Genomic DNA, 20,078 nt, shown 5'->3' with positions numbered 1-20,078 from the left:
TCCCAGTCGTAGTAATCTCGGTCAGTCTGTTACTTATGAGAATGACTGCCTATGACCCGTTCCCACACTGAAGCACTGATTTTCAACTACTACCAAGCGTTTAATCAACGCGATATGACGACCTTTCTGGATTTGCTGACGGCGGATGTGATCCACGATATCAACCAGAGCGAACGAGAAATTGGCAAGGAAGCCTTTGCGCGCTTTATGGAGCGAATGAACCGGCACTACCAGGAAACGCTGAAAGATATTGTGATTCTCAGCAGCCCCGACGGCGAACGTGCCGCAGCTGAATTTGTGGTGCATGGCGAATACCTGCTCACGGATGATGGCTTGCCCGCCGCCAATGGCCAGCGTTATGTATTGCCTGCCGGGGCGTTTTTTGATGTTCAGAATGGCAAAATTGCCCGCGTCAGCAGCTACTACAACCTCGACGACTGGATTCGCCAGGTCACCGAGGTGGCTGCAGACTGATGTGCTTCAGGGCTTGCTGCGCCTGGGGCGGGTCAGCCGGGTACGTTTGAGGTGCCAGTCAGGGATAACAGGATTCTGCCAGGAAGGCCTAAAATACGGCCAGAATGCAGCGGATATTGTGCTGGCATGAAAATATCCGCTGCGGTGCCTGTGCCGGTTTCTGAATCATTCCAGTGACTGGCCGTGACAGGTTGGACTGGTCTCGATACAAGCGGCCTTGCTGGTTGAAATTACCGTCTGCCTTCTGGCGCTGACACGTCGTATAATGGCTGTTTGATTTCCCTCATATTCGCTGTTTTCAGGATCGCTTTTGTCTTCCGACCATTCTTCAGTCCCCACCTCTGACCAGGCTGTAACCGCCGATTCACACCCTGCTGCCATTGATGCGCGGGCCTTGCACCAGGCGATCGACCATTGTCTGATCCGGGATCGCCTGCGCTTGCGGCGGCAGTTGAAAGAGTTGCTGGCCAGTCAACGACGGCAACAGCCGTTTGAGTCTGCACTGGCGACATTGCTGTCACGTATCGAAACCAGTCAGCAGCGGGTGGCGCAACGCAGTGATCCGGTGCGCTTGAGTTATCCGGATTTACCGGTTTCGGAGCGCAAGGATGAGATTCTTTCAGCCATCAAGAACCATCAGGTGGTGGTGATTGCCGGTGAGACCGGGTCGGGTAAGACCACACAGTTACCCAAAATCTGTCTGGAAGCCGGATTGGGGCGTTATGGTCGTATTGGCCACACCCAGCCGCGCCGGCTGGCGGCCCGGTCGGTGGCGCAGCGTATCGCGGATGAACTGAGTGTCGAGCTCGGGTCGCTGGTCGGCTTCCAGATTCGTTTTACCGATCAGAGCAGCGACCAGACGCGCGTCAAGTTAATGACCGATGGCATTCTGCTGGCGCAAACCCAGCATGACCGCTTCCTCAATGAATACGATGTCATCATTATCGACGAAGCCCATGAGCGCAGTCTGAATATCGATTTTCTGATGGGCTACCTGAAAAACCTGCTGCCCAAACGGCCTGATCTGAAGCTGGTGATCACCTCGGCGACCATTGATGTCGAACGCTTCTCGGCTCATTTTGGCGATGCGCCTGTGATTCAGGTGTCCGGTCGAACCTATCCGGTCGAGACCCGTTACCGGCCATTGGTACGGGAATCGGAAGAGGAGGCTGATCGCACCTTGTTCGAAGGGGTGCATGATGCCTTGACCGAATTGCGTAACGAGGACAAAAAAGGCGGTGCTCCTGGGGATGTCCTGGTGTTTTTACCCGGCGAGCGAGAGATCCGGGAGTGTGCTGAATATTTACGGCGTGCCAGTTTGCCCGCTACGGATATTCTGCCGCTGTACGCCCGTCTGAGTGGTTCCGACCAGCAGCGGATATTCAAACCCCATGGTGGGCGTCGAGTGGTATTGGCTACCAACGTTGCTGAAACCTCGCTGACGGTGCCAGGTATTCGTTATGTGGTGGATGCCGGTGTCGCCCGTATCAGCCGCTACAGCTACAAAAGCAAGGTACAGCGTTTGCCGGTAGAGGCGATTTCGCAGGCCAGCGCCAATCAGCGTGCCGGTCGTTGTGGCCGAACCTCGCCGGGCATCTGTATCCGTCTGTATGAAGAGAGTGACTTTTTGGGGCGGGATGAATTTACCGACCCTGAAATTCGCCGCACCAATCTGGCGGCAGTGATTTTGCAGATGTTGCATCTGGGGCTGGGGCGGTTGCAGGATTTCCCGTTTGTCGATCCACCGGATGAGCGGTTTATCAAGGATGGCTTTACCCTGCTGCAAGAGCTGGAGGCAGTCGATAAACAACACAAGCTGACTGCTTTGGGGCGGCAGATGGGCCGTTTACCGACCGATCCGCGTTTGTCCCGCATGATGCTGGAAGCCCAGAAGCAAGGTGCATTAACGGAAGTGCTGATTATAGCGGCGGCGCTGACGGTGCAAGACCCGCGTGAGCGACCGCAGGATAAACAACAGCAGGCCGATGAAAAGCATCGCCTCTGGCAAGATGAAGACTCAGACTTTGTGGCATTGGTGAATCTTTGGAATGCCTACGAAGAGCAACGCCAGGAGCTGACCCAGAACCAGCTTCGCAAGTGGTGCAGCAAGCATTTTCTCAACTATATGCGCATGCGCGAGTGGCGCGATACCCATCGTCAGCTGCATTTGCTGTGCAAGGATCTTGGCCTGACCGAAAACAGTCAGGTGGCCAGTTACGAGTCGCTGCACAAATCGTTGTTGGCGGGCATGTTGAGCCAGATCGGTTTTAAAAGTGAAGGCCAGGAATATCTGGGTGCCCGTAACCGCAAGCTGTTTGTTTTTCCGGCGTCGAGCCAGCACAAGAAAAAGCCGAAATGGATGATGGCGGCGGAGCTGGTGGAAACCAGCCGGTTGTTTGCCCGTACCGTGGCCAAGATCGAACCGGCCTGGATTGAGGAAATCGGCAAACCCTTGCTCAAATACCAATATTTTGAGCCGCATTGGCATGAGAAGCGTGGCCAGGTGGTGGCGTTTGAACAGAGCACCCTGTATGGCCTGATCGTTAATCCGCGCAAACGGGTGAATTATGCCCTCAGTCATCCACGGGAAGCCTGGGAAATACTGATTCTGGAAGGTCTGGTCGGACAGAAGATCCGTACTCGGGCGGATTTCTTGCAGCACAATATCGACCTGATTGCCGAGGTGACCGAATACGAAGAGAAATCCCGCCGTCGTGATCTGGTGATTGATGACAACTTCCTGATCGATTTTTATCAGGCACGTTTGCCCGAAGAGGTGGTGACTACCCGGCATCTGGAACGCTGGTACAGCAAAGCGACTGAGGCGCAACAAAGCGCTCTCAAACTGACCCGGGAACAACTCTTGAGTGATGCCGCCGCCGGTATTACTGATCGGGACTTTCCGGCAGAGCTGGAGTGGCAGGGGCTGCAATTTCCACTGAGTTACAAGTTTGCACCCGGTGCCATGGATGATGGGGTCTCGCTCAGTGTTCCCGTGGCGATGTTACAGCAGGTGCCTTCCGCTCAAGTGGAGTGGCTGGTGCCCGGATTTATTGCCGAAAAAGTAGCGCTGATCATCAAGGGCCTGCCCAAAGCCATCCGCAAATTGTTTGTTCCGGTACCGAATACCGTTGAAGATTTCCTGCAAGGGGCGCATGCCAGCAAAGGCAGTTTGTATTCTTTATTGTGTGCCTACCTGAACCGGACAGCCCGGCCCCGTATTGAAGTAGATACCTTGAGGGCGATTGAGTTACCTGCGCATATGCTGATGAATATCCAGGTGCTGGAAGACGGCAAGTTGATGGCGGAGAGTCGTGATCTGGAGGCATTAAAAACCGATCTGAATGAACTCAGCAAGCGTCAGATGCAAGGCTTGGTGAAGCATGAGCTGCAGCGGGAAAACGTCCAGCGTTGGGATTTTGGCGATTTGCCCGAAGCCACTCAGTCTGAGATCAACGGTTTGCAAGTACGGGCATTCCCGTGCCTGAAAGTGGACAACGAGCAGCTGCAGCTGACCGTGGAAGCGGATGCCGATGCTGCCCGGCGCAGTCATCGACGTGGGTTGGTGACCCTGTTCCGGCAATCGCTGAGCGAACAGGAGCGGCTGTTAAAAAACCGCATCCAGAAAAGTATGAACAACCGCTGGTTGCAGGCCAAGGGAATGGGTACCCAACAGTCCCTGACCAACGAATTGGTCGAAGCCGCTTTCCAGCAGGTGTTTGTTCCGTTGGATGAGCCATTGCCTTATAAAGAGAGTGATTTTCAGCAACGCTTGTTACGTCGAGCGACATTGGTAGAGCACGGTGAGCAGCTACTGGCGCAATTTATCGAATGGCTTGCCCTGCGACATAAAATCCTCAAGAGCATGAGTGGGGCTGTCAGCCTGGATCGCGCCATGGCCTACAGCGATATCAAGGTGAATCTGGAGCGTTTGCTGCAACCCGGCTTTATGCTCGATGCCAGCTGGAAGCGGCTGACATGTTTTACCCGCTACCTTAAAGCCATGGAATATCGCATCGAGAAACTGCAGGGCAACTTGCCTCGTGATCGTCTGGGCATGAAAGAATACGCCTCGGTTTATGAGCCTTTTGTGAAGTTCACTGAAGGTATGGTGCTGGATGAACCATCGGAACTGACGGATTTTCGCTGGTTGTTGGAGGAGTTCCGGGTGTCGCTGTTTGCCCAGCCGCTAGGCACCCAGGAAGCGGTGTCGTTAAAACGGCTTGATAAACGTTGGCAAGAGTTGACAAGTTAGTGGCTGGGCGCTCTGGTGAGGACAGCGATTGGTCATTATGATGGTTGTCTTTGTTTATGGAACAGGCCGGTATTGAGATGCGGCTTTTTTCCATGCCTGCAAGCTGTTTTAATACCGCCCAAATGGATTGAGGGGATCATGATGAAGCTTCTTCTTGCGACGTTGCTCTTGACGTTGGCCAGCACTGGCCAAGCGGCCAGCGCTGATGACAATCTGGACCCGTGGGAGGGCTTTAACCGTCGGGTTTTTGCATTCAACGAGGTGATGGATAAATACGTGCTGAAGCCGACAGCTCAAGCGTACCAGTATGTGACACCACAAAGTGTGGATGATTCGGTGAGCAATTTTTTCTCCAACATTGGCGATGTGCTGGTGGTGGTGAATGACCTGGGCCAGCTCAAATTGACTCAGGCGGCGTCGGATACTGGCCGTTTTCTGGTTAACAGCACGGTCGGTTTCTTTGGCTTCTTTGATGTCGCAACCCATATTGGCCTCAGAAAACACAATGAAGACTTTGGCCAGACGCTGGGGTATTGGGGAGTTGGCACCGGCCCGTATCTGATGCTGCCGCTCCTTGGACCAAGCAACTTGCGCGATACCGGTGGTTTGGTGATGCACTGGGGGAGTGGCCTGACCAGTTCCAGGATAGGCGACAGCGTCACTGAAGACTACTCGATGATCGCCTTGCAGGCTGTTGATTTGCGCGCCGACCTGATTTCCTCAGAAGGCCTGATTACGGGCGATCGGTATATATTCTTGCGCAGTTTTTATGTGCAACGGCGGGAATATCTGGTGAATGACGGTGTGGCGGCCGATAGCTTTGAAGATGATTTTGACGATTTTGACGACGAAGAATGGGATGACGATTGGGATGAAGACTGGGACGAAGGTTGGGATAAGGAAGACCAAGACCCGGCATCCACTGGCGAAACCTATTCGATGTGATATTGAGTTGATGCTGATGTGATGGATCGGTAAAACCAAAAAGCCCCGGTGATAGATAAACACCGGGGCTTTTTTTATGCTCGACTTTTTACATCCTTACATCCTTACATCCTTACATCGTTTTTCCAGCGCTTTGCCGGGCGCTGTTTTTCGGTACCGTCTTGCGAGCAAGGCATGACGGCGGAATTATTGCCCGCGTTTGGGCAATACGTTTTTAAGCTTGTCGTACATGGTCAGAATCGCTGTTTCAGTTTCGTCCCAGCTGATGCAGCCGTCAGTGACGGACTGACCGTATTCCAGCTCATCCAGGTTGGCCGGAATATTCTGGCGACCGTGCTTGATGTTGGATTCCACCATCAGACCGATAATGGACTGGTTGCCATCCAGGATCTGGTTGGTGACGTTTTCCATAACCAGTGGTTGCAAGGCCGGGTTTTTGCTGGAGTTTTCGTGCGAGCAGTCAATCATGATGTTTTGTGCCAGCCCGGCTTTCTCCAGCGCCTGTTCAGCCAGGGAAACATTGACGGAATCATAGTTTGGCTTGCCACCACCACCGCGCAAAACAATATGGCCATACGGGTTGCCCTGGGTCGTCACAATGGCTACCGAACCTTGCTGGTTAATACCGAGGAAGCGATGCGGATTGGCGACCGACATCAAGGCGTTGGTCGCGACTGACAGGCTGCCATCGGTGCCGTTCTTGAAGCCGACCGAAGAAGACAGGCCGGAAGCCATTTCGCGGTGAGTCTGGGATTCCGTGGTGCGGGCACCAATGGCAGACCAGGTGATCAGGTCTTGCAGGTACTGCGGAGAAATCGGATCGAGTGCCTCGGTAGACAGCGGCAGACCCATTTCAGACAGGTCTTGCAGCAAGCGCCGGGCAATGTGCAAGCCTTCTTCAATCTTGAAACTGTCGTTCATGTAAGGGTCGTTGATCAGACCTTTCCAGCCAACGGTTGTACGGGGTTTTTCAAAATAAACACGCATCACCAGATACAGGGTATCGCCGACTTTTTCAGACAGCGCTTTCAGGCGTGTGGCGTAATCTTTGGCGGCATCGACGTCATGGATTGAGCAGGGGCCAATAACAATAAAAATGCGATTGTCCTTGCGATCCAGAATATCACGAATCACCTGGCGGCCTTGTTGTACACAGCTGACGGCGGCTTCGGAAATAGGCATTTCCTGTTTGAGCTGATCGGGGGTGATCAGGGTGGTAATCGACTCGATGTTCAAGTCTTCGACACGGTTGTCTGTCATAAAAATCCTGATGATGGTTGACGCTTGTATGTTGGGCCAGATCGCTCGACGGTCAGTATAGCCAGCTCTGCTAAAGCGGGCGGCACTTTGGGCGGTGGCGCTGTTATAATTGAGTGATTATGACAAATACAGCTCAAAAAGCACATTCAGCAAATGAAACAGGTGTATTACGCATGGGGCTGCCGATGTGGTTTTTGCCGCAATGGAAAGGGCAATTGCTCTCAGCCGATCAATCCAGCGCCAGTGCCCTGGCAGAATACAGCCAGGTCTTTCGCTCGATTGAGGGCAATACGACGTTTTATGGTTTGCCTGAGGCGGCGCGGCTACGGCAGTGGCTGGACCTGACAACAGAAGACTTTCGTTTTTGCTTCAAGCTGCCTCGGGCAATCAGTCATGCACCGGATATTCAGGTGGCTTTGCGAGGCTTGCCAGGGCGAGACCTTGCGGCTTTTCTGGAAGTGATCCTGACCCATGCTCCCGACAAACTGGGTGTGTTGATGTTGCAGCTTCCCGGACGCTTGGGTGCCGACCGTGCCGGAGCTGTTCTGGAATCTCTGGATTATTTGCTGGGTGGTCATTTCAGTGGCGGTCAGGGCAGCGGACTGACATTGGATATTGCCGTGGAATGCCGGCATCCGTCGTTTTTTGACAAAACCCATCATGAGCCCCGATGGTTGCGGGCGTTGGCCGATCGCCAGATTGACCGGGTCGTGTTTGATACTCGGGGCCTGATGGCAGATAAGGGCTCGTCTGCAGCGCTACTGGATGCCCAGCGTAAAAAGCCAGCCATGCCAGTACACCCGATCGCGACAGGGCGTTGCCCGGTGGTGCGTTTTATCGGCCATCCTCGTTATGAAGACAATCAGCGCTATTTCCAGCAATGGCACAAGAAGTTGAGCCAATGGCAGCAGCAGGGCAAGTCGCCCTATGTTTTCTGGCATACCGTGGGTAATCACGATGTGCCGCAGCTGCATCGGCGGTTGCTGCAAGAGTACTGGCAGCAGTCAGTTGTCTGGCCCGGAGAAAGTGGCATTCATCAGACCGCGGATTTATGGGGCTGATGTGCAGGTACAGGGTTTGGCCCAGGCCTGGCAAGGCTGATGGTTCAGAACAGCGCGTATTTAAGGCCCAGTCCAAACAGCAGGCTGGCCAACAAGCTGCGCAAAACATTTTCCGGGATATGTCGGGCCAGACGGCTGGATACCTGAATCGCCGGGATAGAGCCAATCAGCAGAGCGCCCAACAGCATAAAGTCAACATGCCCCATATACATATGTATCAAACCGGCTGCCAGTGTCAGGGGGACAGCGTGAGCGAGATCCGTACCCACCACATTGGTTGAGCGCAGCGCAGGGTACAGAATCATCAGGATCGCAGTACCAATGGCACCGGCGCCTACCGACGACAAGGTGACCAATACACCAAGAACAACCCCCATGGCGATGGTTAAATGACCAATGCGGGCAGGGTTGTCGCCAAGCAGGCGGTTGGACCAGTACTGGATCGTGGTGCGAAAAACGATGGCACAGGCCGTGAACAGCAGCATGGCACCCAGCACGCTGGTCAGAATATGGCTATATTGCTCTGGGTTATCAAAGAGCTGGTTCAGTATTACACCGGTGATCAAGGCGGAGGTTATACTACCCAGTGCCAGTTTGCGCATAATGCCCCAGTTCACATGGCCCTGCTTGTGATGCGATATTGCGCCAGAGACCTTGGTGATTGAGGCGTACATCAGATCGGTACCAATCGCGATATGGGCAGGAAAACCAAACAGCAGCAGCAGAGGAGTCATCAGCGCGCCGCCGCCGATGCCTGTCAGGCCAACAATAAAACCAACGCCAGCGCCGGCGAGGATATATAACAGAAAGTCCATGTTTGAGGTCTACACTGCCGAGAACGGAAAGAGGATGTGATGGTACTCTAACCGAGCACCTTCTATACTTAAAAAGAATATTTGATTATATTTTTATAACTGAATTTCTGGGGAGGTAGCATGAAGCTACAGCAGCTTAAATACATATGGGAAGTAGCCCACCACGATCTGAATGTGTCTGCCACCGCTCAGGTGTTGTACACCTCGCAGCCAGGTATCAGCAAGCAGATTCGTCTGTTGGAAGATGAGCTGGGCGTTGAGATTTTTGCTCGCAGTGGCAAGCACCTGACGCGGGTTACCCCTGCCGGTGAAGAAATTCTTGCGGTAGCCGGAGAAATCCTGCGCAAAGTCGAAGGTATCAAGCAAGTTGCCCAGGAATTTAGCGATGAAACCAAAGGCTCCCTGACGCTAGCTACCACGCATACCCAGGCCCGTTATGCCTTGCCAGGAGTGATCAGCGTCTTTATGAAGCAGTATCCTGATGTGGCGCTGCATATGAACCAGGGGACGCCAATGCAGATTGCAGAGATGGCGGCCAATGGTACCGTCGACTTTGCCATTGCGACGGAAGGCATGGAGCTGTTCAGTGATCTGGTAATGATGCCGTGTTATCGCTGGAATCGCAGCATACTGGTACCTGCAGATCATCCATTGGCGCAGTGCCAACAGCTGACGCTGGAGCAGGTCGCCAATTATCCGTTGGTAACATACGTCTTTGGTTTTACTGGGCGTTCCAAGCTGGATGAGGCTTTTAAAAGTCGAGGGCTGACACCGAGAGTGGCGTTTACTGCCGCGGATGCCGATGTGATCAAAACCTACGTACGGTTAGGGGTTGGTGTTGGCATTATTGCCAGTATGGCGCTTGATCCAGTGCAGGACAAAGATCTGGTCGCGATTGATGCCAGCCATTTGTTTGCGCCCAGTGTGACCAAGATCGGTTTCCGAAAAGGTACCTTCCTGCGTGGTTTTATGTATGACTTTATTGCCGGGTTTGCGCCACATTTGACGCGAGAGCTGGTGGATGCGGCGGCACAATGTGGCAGTAAACACGATGTGGAAGACGTATTTGATGGGATCAAGCTGCCGGACGTCTGACCGTAGCCGGTAGGGGTGACCCGCCGGGGTTGGCAAGCTGTCTGGCAGGCAAGCCGTTTACACCGTTACAGCACTGAGGCACTGAGGCACTGAGGCTGTAATCGCGGGGTAGCGCATGGGTGCCAGGCCCTGATGGAACTGGCAACCGCAGTGCGCAAGCCTCCGCCTGGGTGGAGAGTCGTTATCCCTTGCTGATGATATTGGCGCTGTGCAGGCCACATTCCTTATGGGTTTCTTCTTCCCACCACCAGCGACCTTCCCGCTCGTGCTGGTTGGGTAGTACCGGGCGTGTACAGGGCTGGCAGCCGATACTGACAAAACCACGGCTATGCAGCGGGTTGTATGGCACATCAAACATCTTGATGTATTCCCACACCTGCGCGGATGTCCAGTGGGTTAACGGGTTGTACTTGATTAACTCCCCCTGGCGGCCGGGTGATGCATCAACCTCGATCATTTCGATATTGCTGCGAGTACCGGGGCTCTGGTCACGGCGTTGGCCAGTGATCCAGGCATCCAGGGTGGCCAGTTTGTTTTTTAACGGCTGGATTTTACGAATCCCGCAACACTCTTTATGGCCGTCTTCGAAAAAACTGAACATGCCCTTGTCGGAGGTAAACTCCTGCAGTGCCTGCTGGTCCGGCGTTTGTACCTGGATCTTGATGCCATAGTGCTTGCGTACGGCTTCGATAAATTCATAGGTTTCAGGGTGCAGGCGGCCGGTGTCGAGAGTGAATACCTGAACATCCCGGCGAAGCTTGACGGCCATATCGATCAGCACCACATCCTCGGCACCACTGAACGACACGGCAATGGCGTCGTGCTGTTCAAGGGCGTAGCGAATCAGGTCTTTGGGGCGCTGGCTAGCATACTCTGCATTAAGTTGGGTGAAGTCTGTCATCTGGCTGAACCGCTAATTACTGGAAGTTTGGTTAAATGGTAGCACGCCACTTTTAGGTCAAAAAATACTAATAAAGAATATTGTTATTTCATTATGGTTATAAAGTCAGTGTTTTTAAGCTGCGCGCCGTTAAGGCTCAATACCATCAGTTGGCGGTAGCGTGGCAGGGTGCTGGTAATCATTTAACCAGAAGGAATTCTGTTATTTTGTCCTTGCTCTTAAAAGCTAACAGATCGTTGTTGAACCTTAAACCTCCGTTCCCCCCGGCGGTTGTGTTATAGCAGGCAACTGGCTAGAGTACGGCGGCTGAAAATACCCCGAAAAACTTCCTCGAATCGCGGAGATATCATGGAAATCGCATGTTTGGACCTTGAAGGTGTTCTGGTTCCTGAAATCTGGATTGAATTTGCCAATAAAACCGGGATTGAGGCGCTTAAAGCCACAACCCGTGATATTCCTGACTACGACGTGCTGATGCAGCAACGTCTGGGTTTATTGAAACAGCATGGTTTGAAAATCCAGGATATTCAGGACGTGATAGCGACCCTGTCGCCACTGGAAGGGGCTGCGGAGTTTGTTGACTGGCTGCGTGAGCGTTTTCAGGTAATTATTCTGTCCGATACGTTTTATGAGTTTTCCCAGCCATTAATGCGTCAGCTGGGTTTTCCAACGCTGTTTTGCCACCGCCTGATTACGGACGAAGCCGGTAACGTTGTGGATTATAAATTGCGTCAGGCCGATCCCAAGCGGCAATCGATCCGGGCCTTGCAAACCATCTACTACCGCACCATTGCGGCCGGTGACTCCTACAACGACACCACCATGCTGGCTGAAGCGGATGCTGGCATTCTGTTTCATGCACCGCAAAATGTGATTGACGAATTTCCGCAATTTCCAGCAGTGCATACGTATGACGATTTGAAAAAGGCGTTTATCAAAGCCAGTAATCGTGAACTAAGTCTCTGATCCTGATGTGATTTAATGCATGCATGGTCAAGTATTGTATTTGATGTCATGTATCCACTGTAATACGTATTGAGCGATTGGCGGATTGTCCGTCAATCGTTCATCGGTTTTGTCGTAATGGGCGGTAAGGGTGTGTTGAATAGCCAATACATCTTTTTAGGTCAGCCAAAACAGTGTAATTTGACGATGACATTCATGGGCAGGTACCGCTGACAGCCAGAATGACAATTAAATCGGGAAGTTATTACAGTCGCGACTATACTAGGCGTTCGTGACAGTGTGTTTTTTAAGAAAGCTACGTTATTCAAGATAAAATCTGGTTGGATGTCGTTTTTGCCATGGTGGCCAGAGCATCTTCAGGGATTTTCCAGTACTTGTAATTCCTTTGCTGATAAGTGATAAACGGGTTCTGAATATGTATCAGCAATGGCTGATTTTAAGTATGACCAACAGGCAATGGCGGGAGAATCCAGTCAGGAACTCCAAGAGAGAAACTGTCAGATGGTTGCTGGCATTTGTGCTGTGTGGGCTTGCCCCAACCGTCCTGGCTGATAACGTGGTGATTTCCACCGGGCAATCGCATCTGGAAGATCACAAAACCTACGATCAGACTCCAATGACCTCTTCCGGCAGCAGTACGGTGACGCAGCATTCGTCAAGCGCCGGTCAATCGTCTGCTGCCAGCCGTTCTCCGGTAATCCGCTCCGCCGCCAAGGCGCCGGCCGCTGCGCCGGTCAAAACAACAAAACCGGTCGCCAAAGAAAAGAACACCACGACCACGACGGTCACCTCGACTCTCAAAACAGCAACTGCCAGCAACCTGCCAGCCGCTGCGGTAAGAATCGAAGAACAACGCCGCAGCAGTTTTGCTTTGCCGGTTCCTTCGCAGGAGCTGACGGGTGTTGCCCGTACCGAAACGGCCGACACCCCCAGTGGTCATGGTGAAGGGCAAGAGCATGGTGGCAGTGCCGCTGTTGCAGAAGACGAGTTGATGGAAATTCTCGCTGGCAGCGTAGAAGTCGGTGCCGGGAGTGATAGCTCGCCAGAAATTACCCAGCAGGTAGTTAATCCACCAGCGGTCAGTGCTCAGGTGGTCAGTCCGCAAATGACCAGTCAACAAATGACCAGTCCGCAAATGGCAGTGCCACAGGAAGTTGTTCCTCATGTGGCGGAAATACAGCAACACAGTGCCCCGGTAATCAAGTTGCTACCGACGGATCAGGTCAATCAGTTACAGTCCCGGCGGCGGGTTCAGCCCCAGGAAGCTGCCGGTATGGTGGAGGTGCCGGCGGCAAATCATAGTGGGCGCGTCGTGGTCAAGGAGGAAGTGAATTACCGGCCACCGGCTGAAGTAACGTATTTGCCTCCGCAACCACTGGAAGCAGACCGCCATCTAGGTGCTGCTGATACCACTCGATCATCCGTTCCTGCGGCCAGGGTATCTCCGGGTTATACCCGTTCCAATGTGGTTGAGGTCGCGCCAATGCCGACGTCTGAACTGGTTTCCAGAAACAGCTCCGGCAGTACCGGAGTGTCACACCGTCAAGGTGTAAAGAATATTGGTTCCCGCTCCCGGTCGGTTAGTAGCAATACAACCCAAGGGTACACCCGGTCAGAAATTATCGAAGTGGTGCCGATTCCTGCTTCGGCACTGGTTTCCAAAAAGACGGTTCGGGATACCGGGACAGTCCAGCGCTCAGTCCCGGCTTATGTGGCCCCCAAGGCATCGTCTGGCAAGAGTGTGGCTGGTGTGAGCAGCTCTAAAACCCTTGCCACCAAACCTGCGGTGACCAGTCAGCGGGTATTGCCAACGCCGTCCAGCAGTCTGACGCTGAACAAAACAAAGCCGGTGGTCAAGTCGCCTGCGGTGAATCAGGCAGCGACATCATCGGTCAAGACCACCAAAAAAGTACCGGCGGACTTTCCGCGCTGGAATGCCAATCGTGATCTGAATAATCCCGATGCCGAACCTGCGGCGACAACAACCAGTAAAGCCAGGAAAACACCAGCGGCTGCACCCCCTGCCAAGTCACAAGACGAGGCCAAGGCTGAGTCCGCTGTTGTGGCCAAGGCGGTAACCGTGGTCGAACCGAGGGAGCCGGCCAAAGCGGCGGCACCAGCGAAGTCGACCACACCAATCCGGTCAGTCAAGCCAGCCAAAACAACGGCAGCCAAAAAATCGTCGACCACCAGCACCGGTACGACCGTGATCAGCAAGCAGGATGCGGTAATGAACATCAAGACGCGTGAAAGTGGTGGGCAGGTAATATACCGGATCGATCAGTAGCCATGGCTGATGATCGGTCTGGTTGGCTCTGAACGATGATGTCAGCCGATGGTATCCAGCAGCGCCTGAACCTTGCTGTATAACTCGTCGTATTCCCCTGTTGCGGTAGAATCCTTGACCACGCCGCCACCGGCCCAGCATTCTGCCCCCGTTGTGGTCGCCACGACCGAGCGGATCAGAATATTGAAATCAGTTTCCCCCTGATCACTGAAGTAACCAAAAGAACCGCAGTACAGGCCACGGCTATCGGGTTCCAGTTCCTGGATGATTTCCAGTGCCCGTTTTTTGGGTGCGCCAGTGATAGAGCCACCAGGAAAAGCACTTAATACAGCCTGCAACGGTGAAATATCCGCTTTCAGCTGTGCCTGAATGGTGCTGACCATATGGTGGACATTGGCATGGGATTCAATATCAAACAGCTTGTCGACCTGAACACTGCCGGTGCGCGCGGATTGCCCCAGGTCATTACGTAACAGATCCACAATCATCAGGTTTTCCGCCTGATTTTTTTGACTGTCGGCCAGCCACTGGCGATTGGCCTGGTCTTCGCTGGCGGTTTTCCCCCGGGGGGCGGTGCCCTTGATCGGGCTGGTGGTCATCTGGCGTTGGCGGATACGCATAAAACGCTCCGGACTGACACTGAACAGCGTCAGGAACTGGCTCCGGAAATAGCAAGAAAACGGCGCATCAAAATGCTCCAGCAATCCGGCTGGTGCCGCATCGGTCAGATCGTTTTGACAGCGAAAAGGCATGGTCAGATTCACCTGATACACATCACCGGAAAGGATGTAATCCTGCACCTGATTGAATGCCTGTTCATACTCGCGGGCATTCCAGCGGGCTTGCCAATCGGGTTTGTCTGGTTGTTGGAGCTGAAGAGCGGTGTCGTGAGTACTTTGTTGCTCAAGCGCTTGCTGTAACTGCGTAATCAGCTCGTGACGGTATTGGCCAGTCAGAGGTTGTGGGCTGCGAAGGGTGACGGTGTCTGCGTTGAAGTCGAGTAGCAGGCTATGGGGATAATAATGAAATTCTGCCAGTGGTGGTTGTGCCGGTGTCGACTGCGTCGCCGATGGCTGCATGCCCGCTACCGTCTGATGACAGGCATCAAAGGAGAAATACCCCATCCAGCCACTGATAAAACCACTGTTGTCGGAACGGTCCGTCGGGTTTGTTGATGGTGCTTGCCCTGTTTCCAGAGTGCGTTGCAGTTGCTGCCATTGTGATGCACTGCGAGCCGACAGGGTGCGGCTCGGAGCCCAGGCCAGTACGGCCCAGCGTTGAGAGTGCGACTGGCCACTGCTGCCGCTGTACAATAAGGCAGCCCCGGGGAGTTGATGGCAGCAGAACAAGAGTGATCGGGCTGAAAAGGGCAGTCCGGTGGCGTGAGATGCGGCCGGTATGGGCGTGCTGGACATGAGAGCGAAGGATTCCCGATCGGTCGGTGGATAAAATAGCGGCGTATTATCCGGCGCATGGTGTCCGATTCACAACCCCTGGCATTGCTATAACCTGCTGGTTAGACTGGCGCTGTCGTCTTTGGGCAGCCTTTGCCTGCCCGTCGAGCCCTTCTGAACCTATTATTCTGTCAGTTTTAAGGCTAATTGTGGAAAAGCACCCCGTTAATCTTCGTACCACCCGTGTTAATCAACATGCACTGCTGTTGCAATCGACATCGCCATCAACATCTCAGGCCGGGCACCGGCGTCTGGTGTTGCTGCACGGTGCCGGTATCGCCGGGGAACTGACCTGGACGTATGTGGCTAATTATCTGGATGGTTGGAGTGAAATATTGATTCCGGATTTTGCCGGGATGGGCAAGTCGTCCTTTATCGATTGCGACAAGCCAACCATTAACGATTATGCGCAACAAATTGAAGAATTGCTGACAGCGCTGGATTGGTGGGATACCGATCTGGTTGGGTATTCTTTTGGCGGTATGGTGGCGACAGAATTGGTCAAGCGGCATGCGTTTGGGTTGCTGTATTTGCTTGAACCGGCGCTATTGTCTGGTGACGATGCCGCTGGCCTGCAAGATAAAGAAGCGCGCTATGCGGCATTGGCGCAACGTTTCCGGCAAGGGGATGACGGCGCGTATCGGGATTTCCTCGATGTGGTGTCGCCCAATCGCCGACGTAATCCGACAGCAGATAAAGTAGCCATGAAGCGTTTGCAGGCCAATCGTCCGGGGTTGAGCCAGGCTCTGGGAGCCGTCAGTGAATCGCTGGGACGTCAACAGGCTTATTACCTCGACTGGACATCACCACTGCCGGGTATGAGTCTGGTGGGCGAATTGAGTGCCCCGGAGATGAAACAGCGGCAGTTACGGCTGGAGCAGCAAAGCAGCGACTGGATCGCCCAGGGGGTCGCCGGGGCGGACCACAGTCTGGTGTTTACTCATCCCAAGCAGGTGGCGCGGCTGATGAATGATCGTCTGGCGCTGGCGTTGTTGTCATAGCGTAGCGGGTCAGACGTCATACCGGTTTGATCCGTCGCGCACCCTGAATGTCTTGTTCTTCAGGAACGTAGCTTCCGTTGCATGCCCGTCTTGGCCAGAATCCGGGTGGAAATTTCCTCGATCGACTTGTCTGTGGTGCTGATAAAGGGGATTTGTTCGCGCTGGTACAGGGTTTCGACCTCGTCCACTTCGTGATAACACTGCTTCAGGGAAGAATAACGGCTGTTGGCGCGGCGCTCATTACGAATCACCGACAGACGATCAGGATCAATGGTCAATCCAAACAGCTTTTTGCGATACGGCTCAAGGCTTTTGGGGAGTCGTAAATCGGCCATGTCTTCTTCGGTCAGTGGGTAGTTGGCCGCCTTGATGCCATATTGCATCGCCAGATAAAGACAAGTAGGGGTTTTGCCGCAACGGGAAACCCCCACCAGAATCACATCGGCGGTTTTGTATTGGCGGGTACGGGCGCCGTCGTCGTTATCCAGTGCGAAGTTGACGGCGTCGATGCGAGACAGGTAACTGGTGTTCTTGGCAGAGTGGGACATCCCCACGCTGTAGGAAGAATCTTCCCCTAGCGCCTGTTCCAATGGTTTCAGGAAAGCATCAAAGATATCGATCTTCAGGCCATTGGCGGTATCGATGACATGCTGGATGGACTTGTCGATGACGGTATCAAAAATAATCGCTGGCTGGCCGCTCTTGATTGCATCAGCATTAATCAGGGCAACCGCTTGTTCGGCTTTGACGATGCTGTCGATGTAGGGCAGGGTGACACACTCGAATTCAATCTTCTCAAATTGTGCCAGCAGGCTATTGCCCAGCATCTCGGCGGTGATGCCGGTGCCATCAGAAATAAAGTAGGCGTATCGCTTCATATGGAAATTTGTTCTACCTGCACTTAGTATTACGCGCGCTTGCTACGGCCCGATTTGAGTCACTGAGTATACGAATAACCGCAGACGATGATCTGCATCAGTAGACTGTTATGATAATGAACCATATCGGTACGCTGGATGGTCCGGAAGCAGCATAAAAAGGGTTATCTGAACCCGTAATCACCGAAACCCAAAAACGGTGTTCTTACCGTCGAGGTCACCACTGGTGGCGTCGATGAGTTCAGCAGGCTCATAAAGCACGCGATGGTACAGGAGAACAACATTGACTGACTATGTACTTTGGTTTGATCAGGTAGGTATGGCAGATGTGGACCGGGTTGGTGGCAAAAATGCCTCGCTCGGAGAAATGATCAGCCACCTGGCCAGTTCTGGCGTTACCGTGCCGGGTGGTTTTGCCACCAGTGCCGACGCCTATCGGGAATTTCTTTCCTATCAGGGACTGGATGATCGTATCAATGCCGCATTGTCCGATCTGGATGTGGATGATGTACGGGCACTGGCAGAAACCGGTGCTGCCATTCGTAGCTGGATTCTGGCGGCGCCGTTACCACCGGCGCTGGAGTCTGCTATCCGGACAGCGTACGACACGCTGCAAGGCGATAATGACCAGATAGCGGCTGCAGTGCGCTCGTCGGCCACAGCAGAAGACCTGCCAGACGCCTCCTTTGCTGGTCAGCAGGAAACCCATCTGAATATCGTGGGGATTGATAACGTTCTGCATGCGGTTCGGGATGTCTTTGCCTCATTGTTTAATGACCGGGCGATTGCCTACCGGGTACATCAGGGCTTTGATCACAGCGCGATTGCCCTGTCGGCCGGTGTGCAGCGCATGGTGCGCAGCGAGACCGCCAGCAGTGGTGTGATGTTCTCGATTGATACCGAGTCCGGTTTTGATCAGGTGGTGTTTATTACTGCATCATACGGCCTCGGTGAAACCGTGGTGCAAGGGGCAGTAAACCCGGATGAGTTCTACATCCACAAACACAATCTGCGTGAAGGCCGTCCCTCTATATTACGTCGCAATCTCGGTGCCAAAGCCATCAAGATGGTATACAACGCTTCGGCCAGTGTTGGCCAGTCAGTTGAAACCTTGCGGGTGGATCGTGAGTTGCGGCAGCAGTTTTCCATTACCGATACCGAAGCCGAAGCACTGGCACGCATGGCGCTGACCATCGAAGAGCACTATGGCCGGCCGATGGATATCGAATGGGCCAAGGATGGGGATGACGGCAAGTTGTACGTGGTGCAGGCGCGACCGGAAACGGTCAAGAGCCGCACCAGCAAAACCGTGATGGAGCGCTACCTGCTGAAAGAAACCGGCACGGTGCTGGCCGAAGGACGCAGTATTGGCCACCGGATTGGCTCCGGGCCGGTTCGGGTCCTGAACGATATCGACGATATGGATCAGATCCGGGAAGGGGATGTACTGGTTGCCGATATGACCGACCCGGATTGGGAACCGATCATGAAACGCTCGTCAGCCATTGTTACCAACCGGGGTGGGCGGACTTGCCATGCCGCGATTATTGCGCGTGAACTGGGCATTCCGGCGGTGGTCGGTTGTGAAGACGCTACCGAGCGACTGAAAGATGGCCAGCCGGTCACGGTATCCTGCGCCGAGGGCGATACAGGTTATGTTTACGATGGTGCACTGGATTTTGATATCCGCACCAACAGCGTGGACTCAATGCCGGAGCTGCCGTTCAAAATCATGATGAACGTAGGCAATCCCGACCGGGCCTTTGATTTCCAGGAGCTGCCAAACGCCGGGGTTGGTCTGGCGCGGCTGGAATTTATTATCAATCGCATGATCGGTGTGCACCCCAAGGCCTTGCTGAATTTCGACAACCTGCCCGAAGACCTCAAGCCTACGGTACAACGCCGTTTTGCCGGCTATCCGGGGCCGGTCGACTTTTACGTCGAAAAGCTGGTGGAAGGGATTTCAACACTGGCCGCCGCGTTCTGGCCCAAGCGGGTAATCGTGCGCTTGTCAGACTTCAAATCAAACGAGTACGCCAACCTGATTGGTGGCCGTTTGTACGAGCCGGAAGAAGAAAACCCGATGCTGGGCTTCCGTGGTGCTTCCCGTTATATCTCGAAAAATTTCCGCGATTGTTTTGAGCTGGAATGCCGGGCCATGCACAAGGTGCGGGATGAGATGGGCTTTACCAATGTCGAGATCATGGTGCCCTTTGTACGCACCCCTGGTGAAGCGGAGCAAGTCGTTAACTTGTTGAAAGACAACGGCCTGGAGCGCGGCAAGAACGGCCTCAAGCTGATTATGATGTGTGAGCTGCCGGCCAATGCCATTCTCGCCGACGAGTTTTTACAGCACTTTGATGGTTTCTCGATCGGTTCCAATGATTTGACCCAGCTGACACTCGGACTGGATCGGGATTCCGGTATTATTGCCCATCTGTTTGATGAGCGTAACCCGGCGATCAAGGTGCTGCTGGAAAAGGCCATTCAGGCATGTAAACGACAAGGTAAATACGTGGGCATTTGTGGCCAGGGGCCATCAGATCATCCGGATTTTGCCCGCTGGTTGATGGAACATGGCATCGACAGCGTGTCGTTGAACCCGGACTCTGTTATGGATACCTGGTTCTTCCTCGCGGACAAGTCACATTAATGTCCAAACGGGCTGCCATTCTTATCTTACCGC

Annotated in this window: 14 protein-coding genes; 9 read left to right on the top strand and 5 right to left on the bottom strand. The window is 53.7% G+C overall.

Translation table 11 applies throughout. The features are described from left to right. The first annotated feature begins 51 nt into the window (after nucleotides 1-51). The 3 genes from Q8W32_RS01740 to Q8W32_RS01730 all read left to right on the top strand — a co-directional run bounded on the left by Q8W32_RS01740 (nucleotide 52) and on the right by Q8W32_RS01730 (nucleotide 5,674). On the top strand, nucleotides 52-474 hold the full coding sequence (locus Q8W32_RS01740) for a ketosteroid isomerase-related protein (protein ID WP_305413400.1): 423 nt from the start codon (nucleotides 52-54) through the stop codon (nucleotides 472-474). A 310-nt stretch (nucleotides 475-784) separates the two neighbouring features. Beyond that, complete coding sequence (gene hrpA / locus Q8W32_RS01735) at nucleotides 785-4,729, top strand: ATP-dependent RNA helicase HrpA (protein ID WP_305413399.1); 3,945 nt, start codon at nucleotides 785-787, stop codon at nucleotides 4,727-4,729. Nucleotides 4,730-4,867: 138 nt separating this feature from the next. Then, the gene (locus tag Q8W32_RS01730; RefSeq protein ID WP_305413398.1) at nucleotides 4,868-5,674 is read left to right on the top strand and encodes a VacJ family lipoprotein; all 807 of its coding nucleotides are present in this window, start codon (nucleotides 4,868-4,870) and stop codon (nucleotides 5,672-5,674) included. 186 nt (nucleotides 5,675-5,860) lie between these two features. On the opposite strand, the gene Q8W32_RS01725 is transcribed toward Q8W32_RS01730, so the two are convergent. Continuing rightward, nucleotides 5,861-6,934 carry a 3-deoxy-7-phosphoheptulonate synthase gene (locus tag Q8W32_RS01725; RefSeq protein WP_303431443.1) on the bottom strand — a complete coding sequence of 358 codons (1,074 nt, stop codon included), beginning with the start codon at nucleotides 6,932-6,934 and terminating at the stop codon, nucleotides 5,861-5,863. A 119-nt stretch (nucleotides 6,935-7,053) separates the two neighbouring features. Between Q8W32_RS01725 and Q8W32_RS01720 the strand changes: the two genes are divergently transcribed. After that, complete coding sequence (locus tag Q8W32_RS01720; RefSeq protein WP_305413395.1) at nucleotides 7,054-7,995, top strand: DUF72 domain-containing protein; 942 nt, start codon at nucleotides 7,054-7,056, stop codon at nucleotides 7,993-7,995. Between the two features lie 44 nt (nucleotides 7,996-8,039). Here the strand turns inward: Q8W32_RS01720 and Q8W32_RS01715 are convergent, their stop codons facing one another. Beyond that, the gene (locus Q8W32_RS01715) at nucleotides 8,040-8,810 is read right to left on the bottom strand and encodes a sulfite exporter TauE/SafE family protein (RefSeq protein ID WP_303431445.1); all 771 of its coding nucleotides are present in this window, start codon (nucleotides 8,808-8,810) and stop codon (nucleotides 8,040-8,042) included. A gap of 120 nt (nucleotides 8,811-8,930) precedes the next feature. Between Q8W32_RS01715 and cysB the strand changes: the two genes are divergently transcribed. Then, complete coding sequence (gene cysB, locus Q8W32_RS01710; RefSeq protein ID WP_303431446.1) at nucleotides 8,931-9,905, top strand: HTH-type transcriptional regulator CysB; 975 nt, start codon at nucleotides 8,931-8,933, stop codon at nucleotides 9,903-9,905. Nucleotides 9,906-10,086: 181 nt separating this feature from the next. Here the strand turns inward: cysB and Q8W32_RS01705 are convergent, their stop codons facing one another. After that, nucleotides 10,087-10,806 (bottom strand): phosphoadenylyl-sulfate reductase, encoded by a 720-nt coding sequence (locus tag Q8W32_RS01705; RefSeq protein WP_303431447.1) that lies wholly within the window; start codon nucleotides 10,804-10,806, stop codon nucleotides 10,087-10,089. A gap of 348 nt (nucleotides 10,807-11,154) precedes the next feature. Between Q8W32_RS01705 and thrH the strand changes: the two genes are divergently transcribed. Then, nucleotides 11,155-11,772: a bifunctional phosphoserine phosphatase/homoserine phosphotransferase ThrH gene (gene thrH, locus Q8W32_RS01700; RefSeq protein ID WP_303431448.1), complete on the top strand. Its 618-nt coding sequence runs from the start codon at nucleotides 11,155-11,157 to the stop codon at nucleotides 11,770-11,772. Between the two features lie 556 nt (nucleotides 11,773-12,328). Beyond that, nucleotides 12,329-14,059: a hypothetical protein gene (locus Q8W32_RS01695; RefSeq protein ID WP_305413393.1), complete on the top strand. Its 1,731-nt coding sequence runs from the start codon at nucleotides 12,329-12,331 to the stop codon at nucleotides 14,057-14,059. 41 nt (nucleotides 14,060-14,100) lie between these two features. Here the strand turns inward: Q8W32_RS01695 and Q8W32_RS01690 are convergent, their stop codons facing one another. After that, nucleotides 14,101-15,474, bottom strand: a complete 1,374-nt coding sequence (locus Q8W32_RS01690) for an anthranilate synthase component I family protein (RefSeq protein WP_305413392.1) — start codon at nucleotides 15,472-15,474, stop codon at nucleotides 14,101-14,103. Nucleotides 15,475-15,662: 188 nt separating this feature from the next. Here Q8W32_RS01690 and Q8W32_RS01685 point away from each other — a divergent pair, with 188 nt between their 5' ends. Then, nucleotides 15,663-16,514, top strand: coding sequence for an alpha/beta fold hydrolase (locus tag Q8W32_RS01685; protein WP_303431451.1), 852 nt, complete (start codon nucleotides 15,663-15,665; stop codon nucleotides 16,512-16,514). Nucleotides 16,515-16,573: 59 nt separating this feature from the next. Here the strand turns inward: Q8W32_RS01685 and Q8W32_RS01680 are convergent, their stop codons facing one another. Then, nucleotides 16,574-17,392, bottom strand: coding sequence for a pyruvate, water dikinase regulatory protein (locus Q8W32_RS01680; RefSeq protein ID WP_303431452.1), 819 nt, complete (start codon nucleotides 17,390-17,392; stop codon nucleotides 16,574-16,576). A gap of 283 nt (nucleotides 17,393-17,675) precedes the next feature. Between Q8W32_RS01680 and ppsA the strand changes: the two genes are divergently transcribed. Further along, on the top strand, nucleotides 17,676-20,045 hold the full coding sequence (gene ppsA / locus Q8W32_RS01675) for a phosphoenolpyruvate synthase (RefSeq protein WP_303431453.1): 2,370 nt from the start codon (nucleotides 17,676-17,678) through the stop codon (nucleotides 20,043-20,045). Nucleotides 20,046-20,078: the final 33 nt, after the last annotated feature.

It is taken from the genome of Oceanobacter sp. 3_MG-2023 (assembly GCF_030688925.1).
Lineage (GTDB): Bacteria > Pseudomonadota > Gammaproteobacteria > Pseudomonadales > Oceanobacteraceae > Oceanobacter.
Note: the sequence above shows the minus strand (reverse complement) of the source record. Positions and strands in the feature narration are given on the sequence as shown.